This window comes from Sphingomonas sp. Ell38C01 (assembly GCF_055231975.1).
On record NZ_JBUYVA010000001.1, the window covers coordinates 1,540,508 to 1,555,800 of the forward strand.

The following is a 15,293-nucleotide window of genomic DNA, read 5'->3' on the forward strand; positions in this document are numbered from 1 at the left end:
GAAGGACTCAACAAGCGCCTCAGGGTGCTTCATTCCGGCACGGCTTCGCGCTAGGCACGTCCGCGATGATCCTCGATGCGCACGCAATACCGGCGGGAACGACGCTGACGGACGACGTGTGCATCGTCGGCGCGGGCGCGATCGGGATCACGCTCGCGCTCGCGCTGGCGAGGGCGGGGCGCAGCGTGTTGCTGCTGGAGGCGGGGGGCGAGGGGCACGACGAGGCAGACCAGGCATTCTATGCCGGAACGGTCGTCGACCCGGCGCTGCACAGTCCGCTCGACGAATATCGCGAGAGGCGGCTGGGCGGATCGACGACGATCTGGGGCGGGCGCTGCGTGCCGTTCGACGCGATCGATTTCGCCGCGCGCGACTGGGTGGCGGACAGCGGCTGGCCGATCGGGCGCGACGCGCTCGACGCCTGGTATCCGGAGGCGAACCGGATCTGCGAGGCGGGTGCGTTCGCCTATGATGCGGGCACGGCGCTGCCGGGGCCGCTGCGGCCGATGATCGCGGGGTTCGCGGGCACCGCGTTCAGCGACGACACGCTTGAGCGGTTCAGCTGCCCGACCGATTTCGGCCGGCGCTATCGGCACCGGCTGGCGCAGGCGCCGGGGGTGCGGGTGATGCTCCACGCCAACGTCGTCGCGATCGAGCGGAACGAGGGCGGCGGGCGGGTCGAGCGACTGGCGGTGGCGACGCGCGAGGGCGCGCGGTTCGCGGTCGAGGCGCGCGAGGTGGTGCTGGCGGCAGGCGGACTGGAAACCGCGCGGCTGTTGCTGGCGAACGCGATCGGCGCGGAGCACGACGTCGTCGGGCGCTATTATATGAGCCATGTCGCGGGGACGATCGGCACGGTCCGCGCGGCGGGCGGTGCGGCGGCGGTGTGGCATGGTTATGATGTGGCGGACGACGGCACCTTTTGCCGGCGGCGGCTGGCGCTGACCGAGGCCGCGCAGCGCGCGCACCGTGTCGGCGGTTTCGTCGCGCGGCTGCACCACCCGCGGATCGGCGATCCCGCGCATGGCAGCGGCGCGCTCTCCGCGCTCCAGCTCGGCCGCGCGTTCGTGCCGCGCCAGTTCCGCAAGCGGCTCGACGACGGGGACAGCGGTGTCGCGCGGACGGTCCGCCACGTCGCCAACATCGCGCGCGAGATCCCCGCGGTGGCGGGATTCGCGTGGCGGATGGGGGTGGCGCGGCGGCTGGCGGCGCGCAAATATCCGTCGGTGGTCGTCACCCCGCGCAACGGCGTGTTCAGCCTCGACTTCCATGCCGAGCAACTGCCCAACCGCGACAGCCGGGTGACGCTGGCGCACGACGATCGCGACGCGCTCGGCGTGCCGCGGCTGCGTGTCGACTGGCGCTACCTGCCGGGCGATGTCGCAACGGTGCGGACCGGGCTGCGGCTGCTGGCGGCGGACCTCGCTCGGTCGGGTTGCGGGACGCTCGACTATGACGACGCCGCGGTCGAGCGCGAGATGGTGCGCGACGGCGCGTATCCGGGGCACCATATCGGCACCGCGCGGATGGGCGAGGACGCGCGGACGAGCGTAGTCGACCGCGACTGCCGCGTCCACGGCGTCGGCAACCTGCACGTCGCGGGGGCGGCGGTGTTCCCGACGTCGAGCCAGGCGAACCCGACGCTGACCGCGGTGGCGCTGGCGCTGCGGCTGGCGGATCGGCTGGGAGGACCGTGATGCGGGTGCTGGTGCTGGGCGCGGGCGGGTTCGTCGGGCGCAGGCTGGTCGCGGCGCTGGCCGCGGGCGACTGGGCGACGCCGGTTTCGGGCGTGCGGCGCGCGGGGGCCGGGGCGGGCGAGCAGATCGTGCTCGACGCGACCGACGCGGCGCAGGTGCAGGCCACGATGGCGTCGGTCGATGCGGTGGTGAACTGCGTGACGGGCAGCGATGCCGCGATCGTCGCGGGGGCTCAGGCGCTGTTCGGCGGACCCGCGGGTGTTCGCGTCGTCCATATGAGCTCGATGGCGGTCTATGGCGACGTGACGGGGCTCGTCGGCGAGGACGCGGCGCTGGCGGGCGCGGGCGGCTATGCGGGCGCGAAGGTGGCGGCGGAGCGACTGGCGGCGGCGCGCGGCGGGGTGTCGGTGCTGCGGCCGGGGTGCATCTATGGCGGGGGCAGCCCGCAATGGACCGCGCGGATCGCGGACCTGCTGCGCGCGCGCCGGATCGGAGACCTGGGCGCAGCGGGCGACGGGTGCAGCAACATCGTCCATGTCGACGACGTGGTCGCGGCGATCGTCGCGCTGCTGCGCGCGCGCGCGCAGGACGGCGCGGTGCTGAACCTTGCGATGCCGGGGGCGCCCGACTGGAACGGGTATTTCCTGGCGTTCGCGCGCGCGCTGGGAGCGGTGCCGATCGTGCGGGTGCCGGGATGGCGGCTGAAGGCGGAGGCGCTGGCGGCGATCCCGATCAAGCTGGCGGAGCGCGCGCGCCTGCCCGTGCCCGCGTCGATCCCGCCCTCGCTGGTGCGGTTGTGGGCGCAGGATATCACGCTCGATACGCGCGCGGCGCAGGCGTTGCCGGGGATGGCGTGGACGTCGCTCGACGATGGGGTGGCGGAGGCGGCGCGGTCGGTGGGGGCGTGATCCCGGCTCGTCACTCCGGTGAAAGAGCGCTGTCCCTTCCACGTTCGTGCTGAGCTTGTCGAAGCACTGCCGTTCCTCTGCAACCGCCGAGAAGAAGGGCAGCACTTCGACAAGCTCAGTGCGAACGGTCGGGTAGGTTGCGAATCTTCAACAGAAGTCGCTTGGATGTTATGGCTACGGCCCCAGCACGAACAGCGTCACGCTCTGCGCAGGCAGCGTCGTGGTGAGGTGGGCGCCCGCATAGGCACCCGGCGCGAGCGGTGAGAGCTTGCCGTCCGCGAGCAGCCAGCCGCCGATGCGCCCGCGCGGCGGCACCCCGGCGAGCGCCATGTCGATCCGCGCCGGCGCGTCGGCGCGCTTGTTGATCGCGACGACGGTCAGCGCGCCGTCCGGGCGGGTGGCGGCGAAGGCGGCGAGCGTGTCGGGATCTGGGACGCGCGCGGCGACGCTGGTGTCGCCGAAGCCGGCACCGCGCCCGCCCGGGTTGCGGAACAGCTGCATCGCCAGCCACACCGGCGAACCGCGCGGCGGGACGATCCAGCGCGTCGCGATGTCCACCCCCTCGCGCCCGAAGATGCCCAGCACGTCGGCCTGCGCGGTCGCGCCGTTCATCGACGTCTCCGCGCCCCAGCTATATTCGGTGACCGCGATCGGGGTGCCGGGGTGGTAGTAGCGATCGACCCACCCGCGCAGCCGGGGGATCAGCGCGATGCGGTCCTTGATCCACGTCTCGTCGACATAGGCGGGATCCCATAGCGAGCGGGTCGAGCGGTTGCGGCGCGCCTGCATCGCAGGCGAGACGTCGGGGCGCGTCGCGTCGTACTCGCCACCCTGTGGATAGTAATGAAGGCTGACCACGTCGACCGGATGGCCCGCGCGCTTCCACTGCGTCAGCAGCCACGGGACATAGTCCAACCCGCCGGTCTGCGCGCGGCGATCGGGCGCGTCGTCGAAGCCGTGGGCGTAGCCGTGCTGGAGATCGAAGCCGCTGTAGCGATAGCCGTTCCAGCCCCATTCCTCGGGCGCCATCACCTTCGCGGACGGGTCGACCGCCTTGACCATCGCCGCGTAGCGGATGGTGCTGGCGGCGATCTCCGCGGCGTGCGCGCCGACCGGACGGACCGCGCGGTGCGTCTCGAACCAGAGGCTGGGTTCGTTATCGAGCGCGTAATAGCGCACCCCGCCCGCGTCGGCGCGGCCCCAGCGCTTGACGAGCGCCTCCACCCATCCGCGCTGGAACGCCGCGTCCGCGGGGCGTGCCGCGTCGGTCGGGTCGTTGCCGGTCACGCGCGTGCCGTCCGGGCGCAGGCCGTTGCCCGCGTCGGGATACCACGCGTCGGTTTTCTGCTGCGCGCCGTATTTCGCGACCGAGAAGGCGGCACGGCGCGTGCCGTCGGGGGCGGGCTGCGAGACCCAGCCGGTCATCGGCAGCGTCAGGATCGCGGCCGCGTTCCCTGCGCGGGTGGCGGTGACGAAGCGGTCGCCGGTGAAGCACCCGGTATCGTCCGGCTTGCAGGGGATCGTCTCGTGGAACCAGTCCTGCCCCGCGCCGCGCGCATCGGCCTGCCAGTTGTAGAGCGACGCGCTGTTGCCGCCCGACCGGTCGAGCGGCGCGCCCAGATCGCGCAGCGCCGCGGCATCGGCGAAGGCGACGCCGTAGATCAGCGGGCTGATCGGGCGACGGTTCGCGGTCGCGTCGATCGCGATGCGGACGATGCCGTCGGCGGACGGCGGGGCCGCGGGGGCGGCGAGCAGCGGGAGCGCGATGGCGGCGATGGCGGCGCGGATCATGGTCATGCAGGTGTACCGATACACTAGGCGGGCTTACCCTTCCGTTCGTTTCGAGCGAAGTCGAGAAACGCGGCGCAGCGCTTTTAACACGTTTCTCGACCTCGGCTTGTCCTGAGCGCCTGCCTTGGCAGGTAGTCGAAGGGCTCGAAACGAACGGGTTGGGTTGGGTCTATGACCGGAGAGCGCCTGCATCATTGCGGGCGCGATCGAGCGCGTAGATCATGATCGCGAGGATCGTCGCGATCTCGCCGGGCGCCAGCGTCAGCGGGTTGAGCGGCGAGGTGATGAGCGCGAAGACCAGATAATCCTGCAGCGCGGCGAGGAACGGCGTGTCGCCCGCCGCGCGCGCCTGCCGCGCGATCCACAGCGCGCGCAGCGGGATGGCGAGGATCAGCAGCGCGCCGAGGATGCCGAACTCGAACACCACCCCCAGCCACGCGATGTCGGCGAGGAAGAAGAAGTGGTTGAAATACTGCATCAACCCGGTGCGATCGAGCGGGCTGATCGTGCCGACGCCGAACATCCACGCGAGCGGGTTGAGCCCGAGGAAGTCGATCGCCTTGACGGTGGTGATCCAGCGCGTGTCGAACCCGCTCTCGCGGCTGGTGTCGAACACCGACGCCAGATACGGCACCGAGAACAGCGCCGCGAGCGCGAGCGGGATCGCGGCGGCGAGCAGGATGCGCAGTCGCGGGGAGGCGGCGATGAACGCGTTGATCGCGACCACGCCGGACAGGCCGATCACCGTCGTGCGCTGGCGCACCACCAGCACCGCCAGCGCGAACCCGGCGGCCGCGGGCAGCAGCCACGCGAACCCGTCCCCAGACAGCCAGCGGCGATACCAGTAGAAGGTGCCGATCAGCGCGAAAAACATCGGCATGCGGATGCGGTTGCCGCGATTGTCCGCGCTCAGCATCGGCGCGGTCTCGATGTCGTAGGGGGCGACGTACCAGCGCTGCGGCGCGAACAGCCACAGCGCGATCAGGATCGCGAAGGTGACGAGCGCGGCGACGAGGAAGGTGGCGGCGATCTCGTCGAGCGTCGGTCGCCACCAGCGCAGCAGCGCCAGGAACGAGAAGACGTAGAGGATCGGCAGCAGCTTCACCTGCGCGGTCAGCCCGACGAGAAAGCCCTGCTGGAACGTCCAGATCCCGATGATGCTGGGGACGAGCAGCAGCCACGCGAAGGTGACGAGCATCTGCCGCGTCGCGACCGGGCGTGGCCAGCGCAGCAGGAGCAGCGCGAGCGGCAGCGAAAGGATCGGGAACAGCTTCGACAGCGCCCAGAGCGGGGGCACCTGCTTCACATAGCTGAACACCTGCCCGAACATCAGCGCGGGCAACAGCAGCGCGGCGACCATCGCCCAGCGCACCCGTGTGGGGGCGGGCGCCGCCGAAGCGACGGCGTCAGTTCGCCGTGACGGTGCGTGCGCCGACGTCACCCACATTGAAGTTCAGGCTCCGGCTGAAGGGCAGCACCCGGTTGATGTGCTGGTCGATCCACAGATTGACCTCGGCGATCGAGGAGCGGGGCACGAAGACGACGTCCTGCGCGCGGAGCGCCGCGTCCTGGCCGACGCCGCCCGCCTTCACATAGGCGCGCAGGTTCACATAGCGCAACGACGGGCTGCCGTCGGGCATCTGGCGGATGACGACGACCTGCTTGGACTTCGCGGTTTCCAGCACGCCGCCCGCCAGGATGATCGCGCGCATCGCGTCGGTCGGCCCCACGAGCTTGACCGCGCCGGGGGTGCGGACCTCGCCGCCGACATAGACGGTGGCGCCATAGGTGCGCACCGACAGCGACGGGCGCGCATTCTCGACGATGCTCGCGCGGCGCAGCGCGGCGGCGATCTGCGCCTCCGCTTCGGTCACCGTCTGGTCGGCGACTCGGATCGAGCCGATCAGCGGGATCGTCAGCCGGCCGTCGGGACCGATCGGGCCTTCGTAGTTGAGCTCGGCATTATAGGGGTAGGTGATCGCGATCTGGTCGCCCGGGCCGAGGCGATAGGCGTCGGTCTGCGACGATGCAGGCGCAGCGGCGACGACGCGCGTGGCGGGCGCGCCATAGATGTTGCCCTGGGCGCCCGCCGCGACAGGGCAGGCGAGCGCGACGATCGCGAGCCAGCGTCCCATGATGGCACCATTCGCGCGGCGCACGATGGTTAAGGGGAGGGAAATGTCCTTTTCCATGGCCAAGCTCGCTCGTATCATTGTCGGAACAGCCTCTTAGCGGGTCGCGCGGCGGCCGGGCAGCGGGAATCGGATCCCCGGTCTGTGCCGATCTGCGACGGTTTTCGTGGCGGAGGATCCGCCGGGGCAGGCGACCGTATCTTTCGCGACGAAAGCGAGTAGCGCACGACGACCATGTTGAAGCCGCCAGCCTCTCCCGCCCCCGATGCCGTCGCTGCCATGCCGCCGCGGACGCTGTACGGTACGTTGAACGGGGCGTTCCGGTACTGGCGGGTGGCGCTGGCGATCATGGGCGTGGCGATCCTGCTGGGCGTGCTGGCGGCGATGCTGGTGCCGCCGACGTATCGCGCACAGGCACGGCTGCTGACGCTGAACGCGGGCATCTACGACATGCAGGCCGAGAATGGCGGGGGCAATCCGGGACAGGTGCTGAACCCCACCGACGTCGCCAATGTCGAGATCCAGCTGCTGGAGAGCGCCGAGCTTCACCGCACCGTTGCACGGCGCGAGCTGGGCGCGGGCGCGGATGCGGCGGCGGTATCCGCACGCGCCGCCGCGCTGGAGGCGAAGCTCCACGTCACCAAGGTGACCGACGCGAACGTGATCGAACTGACCTATGCGGATCGCGACCCGCAGGCGGCTGCGAAGACGTTGCAAGCGGTGCTCGACACCTATTTCGCGACTCGTGCGGAGGTGCTGACCGCGGGGCGGCTCGGATTCCTGAGCGCACAGCTGGCCAAGGTGCAGGCGCAGCTCGACGACGTCGACCGCCGGATCGTGACCGTCCAGCGCGAGAACAACGTCGTCGACATCGCGGCGCAGATCGCGGGCGCGGTCACCCAGAGCAACGACCTGACCAAGGCGCGGCTGGATTCGGAGGCGGCGATCGCGGACGGCCGGCGCAACGCGGACACGCTGCGGCGGAGCGCGGGATCGGTGCCGCGGCAGGTGGAGCTGTACGCCGACAATACCGAGGCGGCGAAGGCGCTGGGCGACATGCAGACCTCGATGCTCCAGCTGCGCGCGCGGCGCGCCGATTTCGCGTCGCGCTACATGGCCGCGTCGCCGCAGGTGCAGCAGCTCGACAAGCAGATCGCCGGGCTGGAGGGCGCGATCGCGCGGCAGCGGCGCGACCTGGTGACGACGCGGCGGACCGGACGCAACGAATTCTACGACACCGCGCGCGACCGGCTGGCGCAGGCGGACGCGGTGGTGGCGGGCAACAGCGCGCGGCGCGGCGTGCTGGGCGCGCAGGAGGCCGCGTCGCGCGCGCGGCTGGCGCAGCTGATCGGCGTGTCCGACACGCTGTCGAAATTGCGGCTCCAGCATGACATATTGAGCGACTCGGTCCGCGCGGTGTCGGCGCGCGTCGAGCAGGCGCGGATCCAGCAGAACCAGGCAACGAGCGCGGGCAGCACCAACGTCCGCGTCGTCGAGGCGCCGACCCCGCCCGAGCGGCGGAGCAACCCGCCTGTGCTGTTCATCGTCGCGGGTATCGTCGTTGGGCTGGCGCTCGCGGGGATCGCGCTGGTGGTGCTCGCCAGCCTGCGCACGACATTTTTGTCGGCGGAGGAAGCGTCGCGCGCGCTCGACCTGCCGGTGCTGCCGATCGGGGAGGGGCCGGAGGCGGCGCAAAAGGCCTGTGCCGAACTCGCCGCGGCGGTCGATGGTGAGGGCGCGGCGGACGGATCGACGCTGTTGTTGGTGTCGCCGGGGTCCCGCAGCGATCTGCAACAGGTGGCGATGGGGCTGGGCACCGCACTGGCACGGCGGGCGCCGGGTCGGGTGATCCTCGTCCGGTTCGCGGCGGGTGGCCGCGTGCCGCACGACCCGTCGATGCTGCCGATCCAGGACTGGAGCGGCGTCGCGACGACGGTGATCGGGACGGATGCGTGCGTCCGGCGCGGGGTCGCGGCCGGGCTGCTCGGGGCGCTCCGGCAGCGGTACGACCATGTCGTGGTCACGGTGCCGCCGGCATCGGCCTCGGTCGACGGCGTCGCGCTGGCGGGCGTGGTCGACGCGGTCGCGCTGGTGGTGCGCGCGGACGTGACGACCGCGCGCGCGGCGCAGGCGCTGGCGGTGGCAATCCGCGAGCGTGGCGGGTATCTGCTGGGCGCGGTGCTGCTGGGGGTGCGGGACCATGTGCCGGCGTGGCTCCGGCAGCGACTGGGCGGCGGGGAGCGCGGGGATGGGTGACAGGGTTACGCCCGATCGTTCCGTTCGTGCCGAGCCCTTCGACTTCGCTCTGGAGAGCCTTGTGGAAGCGTTGTCCGTCTCTTCATGCGTCGCGGAAGAAGGGCAGCACTTCGACAAGCTCAGTGCGAACGGAGCGGTTTTGGCGAGCGCTATCGCAAATCAGCCCGGGCCCCTATGCTGAACCGGACTACCCCACCAGCGTCGGACCCCGCACCGGTCTGCGGCGACCGCTCGGCGGCGGGGCCGATCGGGTCGAAGGCCGGGCGGCGGGTGCAGGCGCGGTTGATGATCGCGGCGGGCGATGCGCTGGCGCTGCTGACGGGGATCGGGATCGTCGGCCTCGTGCGGCTGGCGATGGGGCTGCGCGACGAGGTGGGGCATGTGATGTCCGCGCTGCTGCCGCTGTTCCTGGCGGTGGCGCTGTACCATCACGCGTACGATCGCGACGCGATACTCGACTGGCGGCGCGGGTATCGCCGCGCGGTATCCGCGCTGGCGGTGGCGTTCCTCGCGCTCGTCGGCATCGCGTTCGCCTTGAAGATCAGTGCGGACTATTCGCGCACGATCGTGCTGATGGGGGTGGTGGTGTCCGCCGGGCTGCTCGCGCTGTCGCGCTGGGCGGCGTCGCGGGCGGCGCGTGAGATGCTGCCGGGATCGGTCGTCGACGTCGCGATCCTGATCGATCCGTCGTTCACCGGTCGCGTCGACGTGGGGCCGGGGGCGACCCCGGTCGATGCCCGCCGGCTGGGACTGGCGCCGACGCTGGACGACCCGGACATGCTCGACCGGATCGGGCGCGTGCTGCGCGGCTGCGAGCGCGTGGTGGTCGCCTCCGCGCCCGAGATGCGCGACCGCTGGACGGCGGCGCTGAAAGGACTGGGCGTCGAGGTGGAAGTGCTGGTCCCCGAACTGGAGGCGCTGGGGATGCTGGGCACCGGGCAGCATGGCGACCGGCTGACCGCGGTGGTCGCGCAGGGGCCGTTGCGGCCGACCGACCTGGCGCTGAAGCGCGGGTTCGATCTGGCCGTGGTGATCTTCCTGCTGCCGGGGTTGTTGCTCGTCACGCTGGTGGTGGCGATCGCGATCGCGATCGACGATCGCGGCCCGGTGTTCTTTCGCCAGACGCGGATGGGGCAGGGCAACCGGCTGTTCGGCATCCTGAAATTCCGTACGATGCGCCACGCCGCGGCCGACCATGCCGGCGCGCTGTCCGCCAGCCGCGACGATGCGCGGATCACCCGCGTCGGACGGTTCCTGCGCCGCACCAGCCTCGACGAGCTGCCGCAGCTGTTCAACGTGCTGGCGGGGGACATGAGCATCGTCGGACCGCGACCGCATGCGCTGGGGTCGCTCGCGGGGGAGGCGCTGTTCTGGGACGCGGACCACCGTTACTGGCAGCGCCATGTCGTCAAGCCGGGGCTGACGGGCCTCGCGCAGGTCCGCGGGTTCCGCGGATCCACCACGGCGACGCGCGACCTGACCGAACGGGTGCAGGCGGATCTGGAATATATCCATGGCTGGACGATCTGGCGCGACCTGCGCATCGCGATCCAGACCGGGCGGGTGCTGCTGCACCCGAATGCGTTCTGAAGGGGGAACGGAGAAATCCGTTCATCCTGAGGAGGGGCTGAGCTTGTCGAAGACCCGTCTCGAAGGACCCGTGCTTCGAGACGCCACTTCGACTTCGCTCAGTGGCTCCTCGGCATGAGCGGGGTCACAGGATCCCCACGAGATGCGCGAGCGACACCCAGATCGCGAGGCTTACCGTCGCGAGCAACGCCATCGCCAGCGGCGCGATTCCGGTGACGGCCGGCGCGGCCGGAACGTCGATCTCGATCGCGGTGTCGAAATGGTGGCGCGGGGGCTCGAACATCGCGCCACTACAGCAGGCCCGTCCTAAGGCGTGGTTAACGCCGGGCAGTGGCCGTCGCGCACGCCGCTGACGCTGCCGACGCCGAGGATGATCTTCGCGCGCCGCTCGAACGTCAGCGCCTGCCAGCGGCCGCTGTTCCCGATCGCGGTGCGGCTGCGCAGGAAGGTGAGGTGGAGCATTTCATACTGCTCCGGGTCGATCAGCCCGCGATCGATCAGGCAGCCCCAGCGCTGGACGTTCCAGCGGTGATCGTTCGCGATGCCGTCCTGGTCGATCGTCGCCGCGAGCGCGCCGTACCAGGCGACGATCGCGCGCAGCCGGGGCCAGCGATCCGCGGTGGGCATCGCGGCGAGCTTGCGGCGCAGGCGCGCGATGTCCTCGCTGGCGGGCAGCCCACCCTGCTGGACGCGGGTGTCGATCGCCCAGCGGACCTTGCGCATCGTGATGTCGCCCGCCGGGAAGACGCGCAGCAGATCGAGGCGGACCGCGTCGAGCAGCGCGACATAGGTGTCGGTCTGGATCTGGAGCATCGCGTCGCTTTCGAAGACGCGCGCGAGATCGGCGGCGAGCGCGGGGAGCGGGCGGCCGTCCGGCCCTTCGGCGGCGAGGATGCCCGCGCGGCAGGCATCGCGGACGGGGATGGCGAGGCAGTCCTTCGAGAACAGCAGTTCGCCGTGCGTCGGCGCGAGCGTCGCCAGTGCGCGGCGGAAGGCGCGGCGCGAGGGGAAGCTCTCGCGCCAGCGGACGAGCACCGGCTGGAGGCTGCCGGTGCCGTAATTCCACTGCGCCATCCCGACCGAGATCAGCTGGCTGTCGAAATTGCCCGCGGGCATCGCCCAGCAGCCGATCGTCTCGGGGATCGACGTCTCGCGCATCCGCTGGAAGATCGCGGCGCGGTCCAGCCCGATCGCGGCGAGGCGCTGCGCGGCGGCGGGGTCGATGCGGATGAAGCCGGGGGTGCCGTCGGTGGCGGGCGTATCGCCGACCGCGCGGCAGACGGGCGGGGGCGGGGCGGTGTGGACGTCGATCGCCTGCGCGTGCGCGGCGGCGGGTGTGAGGAGCATGAGCGCGAGGAGGAGGCGAAGCGGCATGCGCGGAAGGATACGCTTGGCGGTGCGGGTGGGAAGGGGCGAAAGGTTGCTGGGCTATGCGGTCGGGTTAAGGGCGCCCCGAGGCGTTGCGCGCTGACCCCACCCCGTTCGTGCTGAGCTTGTCGAAGCACTGTTCTTCTTCGCAACCGAAGCAAGAAAGGCAGCACTTCGACAAGCTCAGTGCGAGCGGATCGGGGTGAGGTTTCGTGCAGCCTCGAGGCTCTCGGTTACTCCCACCCCGCGCGCGACCGCTTCGCCGATCAGCAGCAGCGTCGGGTCGTCGTCGCCCACCGTCTCGACGAGGAACGCGAGTGCGGAGAGACGACCGTGGATCACCCGCTCGGTCGGGAGCGACACGTCGACCGCGACCATCACGGGGGTATCGGGCGCGCGGCCCGCGGCGATGAGTTCGCGCGAGACCTCACCCGCCGCCGCGCGGCCCATATAGACCGCGAGCGTCGCGCCATCGCCCGCGAGCTGGCCCCAGTCTAGATCGAGCGCATGGCCCGCGCGCGCATGCGCTGTGACGAAGGTGAGCTGGCGTGCAAGCCCGCGCAGCGTCAGCGACACGCCCGCGCTAGCGGCCGCCGCGCTCGCCGCGGTGACGCCCGGGCAGACATGGACGGCGATGCCGTGCGCGGCGAGATGCGCGATCTCCTCGGTCGAGCGGCCGAACACGGAAGGGTCGCCGCCCTTGAGGCGGACGGCGCGACGCCCGGCCTGCGCGGCGGCGAGGAGCAGGTCGTTGATCGTGCCCTGGTCCTTCGAATGGCGGCCGGAGCGCTTGCCGACGCCGACGATCTCGACCCCGGCGGGGACGAGCGCGAGCACGCCGGGGCCGACGAGCGCGTCGTGGAAGACGATGTCGGCGGCGCGGATCAGCCGCTCCGCCTTGCGCGTCAGCAGATCGGGGTCGCCGGGACCGGCGCCGACGAGCCAGACGGCTCCGGCGGGGATGAGGTCAGGCTGCATGCGTCTTTCCTTCGCTCAGGATCCGCGCGAGCGCGGGGCGGCAGCTGCCGCAGTTGGTGCCCGCGCCGAGTGCCGCGCCGATCGCGGCGACGTCGGCGAGGCGCTGGTCCGCGATCGCCGTCACGATCGTCGTCATGCCGACGTCGAAGCACGCGCATACGATCGCGCCGCGATCGACCTGCGCGCCCGGCGCGCGGCCGGCGAGGAGCGCGGGGCCGGGGGCTGGCTGGCCGAGCTGCGCGATCAGCCAGTCGCGCGTCGGAAGGAGGCCGGTGGCGGTGACGAACAGCACCGCGGCGACCTTGCCCTCGGCGAGGACGGCGATGCGGTGCGTGCCCTTCGCGGGGTCGCGCGCCTCGATCCGGTCGCCCTTGGGGAGTGTGATCTTCGCGATGTCGCCGTCGCCCGCGATCTCGACGAGCGTGCCGCCGGGGACCGCGATGCGCGTCGCCCACAGGCAGTCCGGGAGCGCGTCGAGGTCGCGCGCGATCAGGAAGCCGCGCCATTCGGTCGTGACCGCCTCGATCCGCGCGGGCGTCGCCTTGAAGCCGGGCTGGCCCGAATGGGGATCGGCGAGGGGGCGGGGGAGCAGACCGGTGCGCCCGCCAGTCGATTGCCGGTCGGTCCAGTGGATCGGCGCGAACAGCTCGCCCGCGCGCTGGGCAGCGTCGACGCGGACGCGGTAGAGCGTCGCACCCTGCGGGGTCGACACGCGCGCCAGCCCGCCATCGGTCAGCCCGCCCGCATCGGCGGGATGGACTTCGACCAGCGGCTCCTCGCGGTGGCGCGCGAGCTTGGGGCTGAGCCCGGTGCGCGTCATCGTGTGCCACTGGTCGCGATAGCGCCCGGTGTTGAGCGTCAGCGGCCAGGCCTTCAGCGGCGCGGCGAGCGGCTTCTGCGCGACCGCGACGAGGCGCGCGCGACCGTCGGGTGTCGGGTAACGCCCGTCCGCGAACGGCGTGCCGCCCCAGCGGAACGGGGCCATCGCGTCATAGTCCGCGTTGCCGCGCGCGGCCTGGCCGGGAAGTGCGAACAGGCGGTCGCCATTGTTCTCGTAGGTCGACAGACGGCAATGCTCGCGCCAGATCTCGGCCGCGCGATCATAGGGGAAGGCGGTCGTCCAGCCCATCCGGCGCGCGACCTCCTTGACGATCCACCAGTCGGGCTTCGCTTCGCCGGGCAGCGGGAGGATGGCGCGCTGGCGGCTGACGGTGCGGTCCGAATTGGTGACCGTCCCGTCCTTCTCGCCCCAGGCCGCGGCGGGCAGGCGGACGTGGGCGTGCGCGCTCGTGTCGGTCTCGGCGATGACGTCGCTGACGACGACGAAGGGGCAGGCGGCGAGCGCGTCGCGGACGCGGCCCGCGTCGGGCATCGACACCGCGGGGTTGGTCGCCATGATCCACAGCGCCTTGACGCGTCCCTCGCCGACCGCGCGGAACAGGTCGACCGCCTTCAATCCGGGCTTCGCCGCGATCGTGGGGGAGGCCCAGAAGCGCTGGACGCGCGCGCGGTTGTCCGGCGCGAAGTCCATGTGCGCGGCCAGCGTCGAGGCGAGCCCGCCGACCTCGCGCCCGCCCATCGCGTTGGGCTGGCCGGTGATCGAGAAGGGCGCGGCGCCGGGCGTGCCGATCCGGCCGGTGGCGAGGTGGAGGTTGGTGATCGCGTTGACCTGGTCGGTGCCGGCCAGTGACTGGTTGATGCCCTGGCTGAACAGCGTGACGGTGCGCGGATTGGCGGCGAACAGATCGAAGAAGCGGCGGACGTCGGCGGGCGGCAGGTCGCACGCGCGCGCGGTCGACCACAGGTCCGCCTCGGCCAGCGCATCCCAGAAGCCGGCGGGGACGGTGAGCGCGCTGTCGTCGGTGAGGCCGACGGCGCGGCAGTGCGCGAGCGCGCCGTTCATCAACGCGACGTCGCTGCCGGGGCGCAGCGGCAGGTGAAGGTCGGCCTCGTCGGCGGTTTCGGTGCGGCGCGGATCGATCACGACGAGCGTCGCGCCCGCCTCGCACCGGGCGCGGATCCGCTGGTACACGACCGGGTGGCACCAGGCGGTGTTCGATCCGACGAGGACGATCAGGTCCGCGGCGTCGAGATCGTCGTAGCTGGCGGGGACGATGTCCTCGCCGAACGCGCGGACATGGCCCGCGACCGCGCTCGACATGCACAGCCGCGAGTTGGTGTCGATGTTGGCCGAGCCGATGAAGCCCTTCATCAGCTTGTTGGCGACGTAGTAATCCTCGGTCAGCAGCTGGCCCGAGACGTAGAAGGCGACGCTGTCCGGCCCGTGCTCGCGGATCGTGTCGCGGAAGCGTTTCGCGACGAGGTCGAGCGCCTTGCCCCATGACGCGCGCCTGTGGCCGATCATGGGGTGGAGGAGGCGGCCGTCGAGCGCGACCGTCTCGCCGAGATGCGTGCCCTTCGAGCAGAGCCGGCCGCGGTTGGCGGGGTGATCGGGGTCGCCTTCGATCTTCACGCTGCGGCCACCGGCCGGGGTCGCGAGGATGCCGCAGCCGACGCCGCAATAGGCACAGGTGGTTTTTATGGGGGTCACAGATCCTCCCCGCTTGCGGGGA

General features: G+C 71.6%; 11 protein-coding genes. 4 read left to right on the top strand and 7 right to left on the bottom strand.

The window, feature by feature from the left end:
• Positions 1-65: 65 nt before the first annotated feature.
• Both ACV7NO_RS07295 and ACV7NO_RS07300 read left to right on the top strand, forming a co-directional pair.
• The gene (locus tag ACV7NO_RS07295; RefSeq protein ID WP_463405340.1) at positions 66-1,697 is read left to right on the top strand and encodes an FAD-dependent oxidoreductase; all 1,632 of its coding nucleotides are present in this window, start codon (positions 66-68) and stop codon (positions 1,695-1,697) included.
• Positions 1,697-2,605, top strand: a complete 909-nt coding sequence (locus tag ACV7NO_RS07300; protein ID WP_463405341.1) for an NAD-dependent epimerase/dehydratase family protein — start codon at positions 1,697-1,699, stop codon at positions 2,603-2,605. The genes ACV7NO_RS07295 and ACV7NO_RS07300 overlap by 1 nt, the downstream gene beginning before the upstream one ends.
• 174 nt (positions 2,606-2,779) lie before the next feature.
• On the opposite strand, the gene ACV7NO_RS07305 is transcribed toward ACV7NO_RS07300, so the two are convergent.
• The 3 genes from ACV7NO_RS07305 to ACV7NO_RS07315 all read right to left on the bottom strand — a co-directional run bounded on the left by ACV7NO_RS07305 (position 2,780) and on the right by ACV7NO_RS07315 (position 6,531).
• Positions 2,780-4,396 (bottom strand): glycoside hydrolase family 44 protein, encoded by a 1,617-nt coding sequence (locus tag ACV7NO_RS07305; RefSeq protein WP_463405342.1) that lies wholly within the window; start codon positions 4,394-4,396, stop codon positions 2,780-2,782.
• Between the two features lie 169 nt (positions 4,397-4,565).
• The gene (locus ACV7NO_RS07310) at positions 4,566-5,768 is read right to left on the bottom strand and encodes a hypothetical protein (protein ID WP_463405343.1); all 1,203 of its coding nucleotides are present in this window, start codon (positions 5,766-5,768) and stop codon (positions 4,566-4,568) included.
• 34 nt (positions 5,769-5,802) lie between these two features.
• The gene (locus ACV7NO_RS07315) at positions 5,803-6,531 is read right to left on the bottom strand and encodes a polysaccharide biosynthesis/export family protein (RefSeq protein ID WP_463405344.1); all 729 of its coding nucleotides are present in this window, start codon (positions 6,529-6,531) and stop codon (positions 5,803-5,805) included.
• Between the two features lie 234 nt (positions 6,532-6,765).
• Here ACV7NO_RS07315 and ACV7NO_RS07320 point away from each other — a divergent pair, with 234 nt between their 5' ends.
• The gene (locus ACV7NO_RS07320; RefSeq protein WP_463405345.1) at positions 6,766-8,784 is read left to right on the top strand and encodes an exopolysaccharide transport family protein; all 2,019 of its coding nucleotides are present in this window, start codon (positions 6,766-6,768) and stop codon (positions 8,782-8,784) included.
• A gap of 174 nt (positions 8,785-8,958) precedes the next feature.
• The gene (locus tag ACV7NO_RS07325; RefSeq protein ID WP_463405346.1) at positions 8,959-10,374 is read left to right on the top strand and encodes a sugar transferase; all 1,416 of its coding nucleotides are present in this window, start codon (positions 8,959-8,961) and stop codon (positions 10,372-10,374) included.
• Between the two features lie 124 nt (positions 10,375-10,498).
• Here ACV7NO_RS07325 and ACV7NO_RS07330 read toward each other — a convergent pair whose 3' ends face one another.
• The 4 genes from ACV7NO_RS07330 to ACV7NO_RS07345 form a co-directional block, all read right to left on the bottom strand.
• Positions 10,499-10,657 carry a hypothetical protein gene (locus ACV7NO_RS07330; RefSeq protein ID WP_463405347.1) on the bottom strand — a complete coding sequence of 53 codons (159 nt, stop codon included), beginning with the start codon at positions 10,655-10,657 and terminating at the stop codon, positions 10,499-10,501.
• Positions 10,658-10,680: 23 nt separating this feature from the next.
• Entirely contained in the window at positions 10,681-11,748 is a 1,068-nt protein-coding gene (locus tag ACV7NO_RS07335) for a hypothetical protein (RefSeq protein ID WP_463405348.1), read from the bottom strand.
• Positions 11,749-11,925: 177 nt separating this feature from the next.
• Positions 11,926-12,720: a uroporphyrinogen-III C-methyltransferase gene (gene cobA, locus ACV7NO_RS07340; RefSeq protein ID WP_463405349.1), complete on the bottom strand. Its 795-nt coding sequence runs from the start codon at positions 12,718-12,720 to the stop codon at positions 11,926-11,928.
• A complete protein-coding gene (locus ACV7NO_RS07345; RefSeq protein ID WP_463405350.1) occupies positions 12,710-15,271 on the bottom strand; it encodes a molybdopterin-dependent oxidoreductase in 2,562 nt (853 codons plus the stop codon). Before ACV7NO_RS07345 ends, cobA begins: the two co-directional genes overlap by 11 nt.
• Positions 15,272-15,293: the final 22 nt, after the last annotated feature.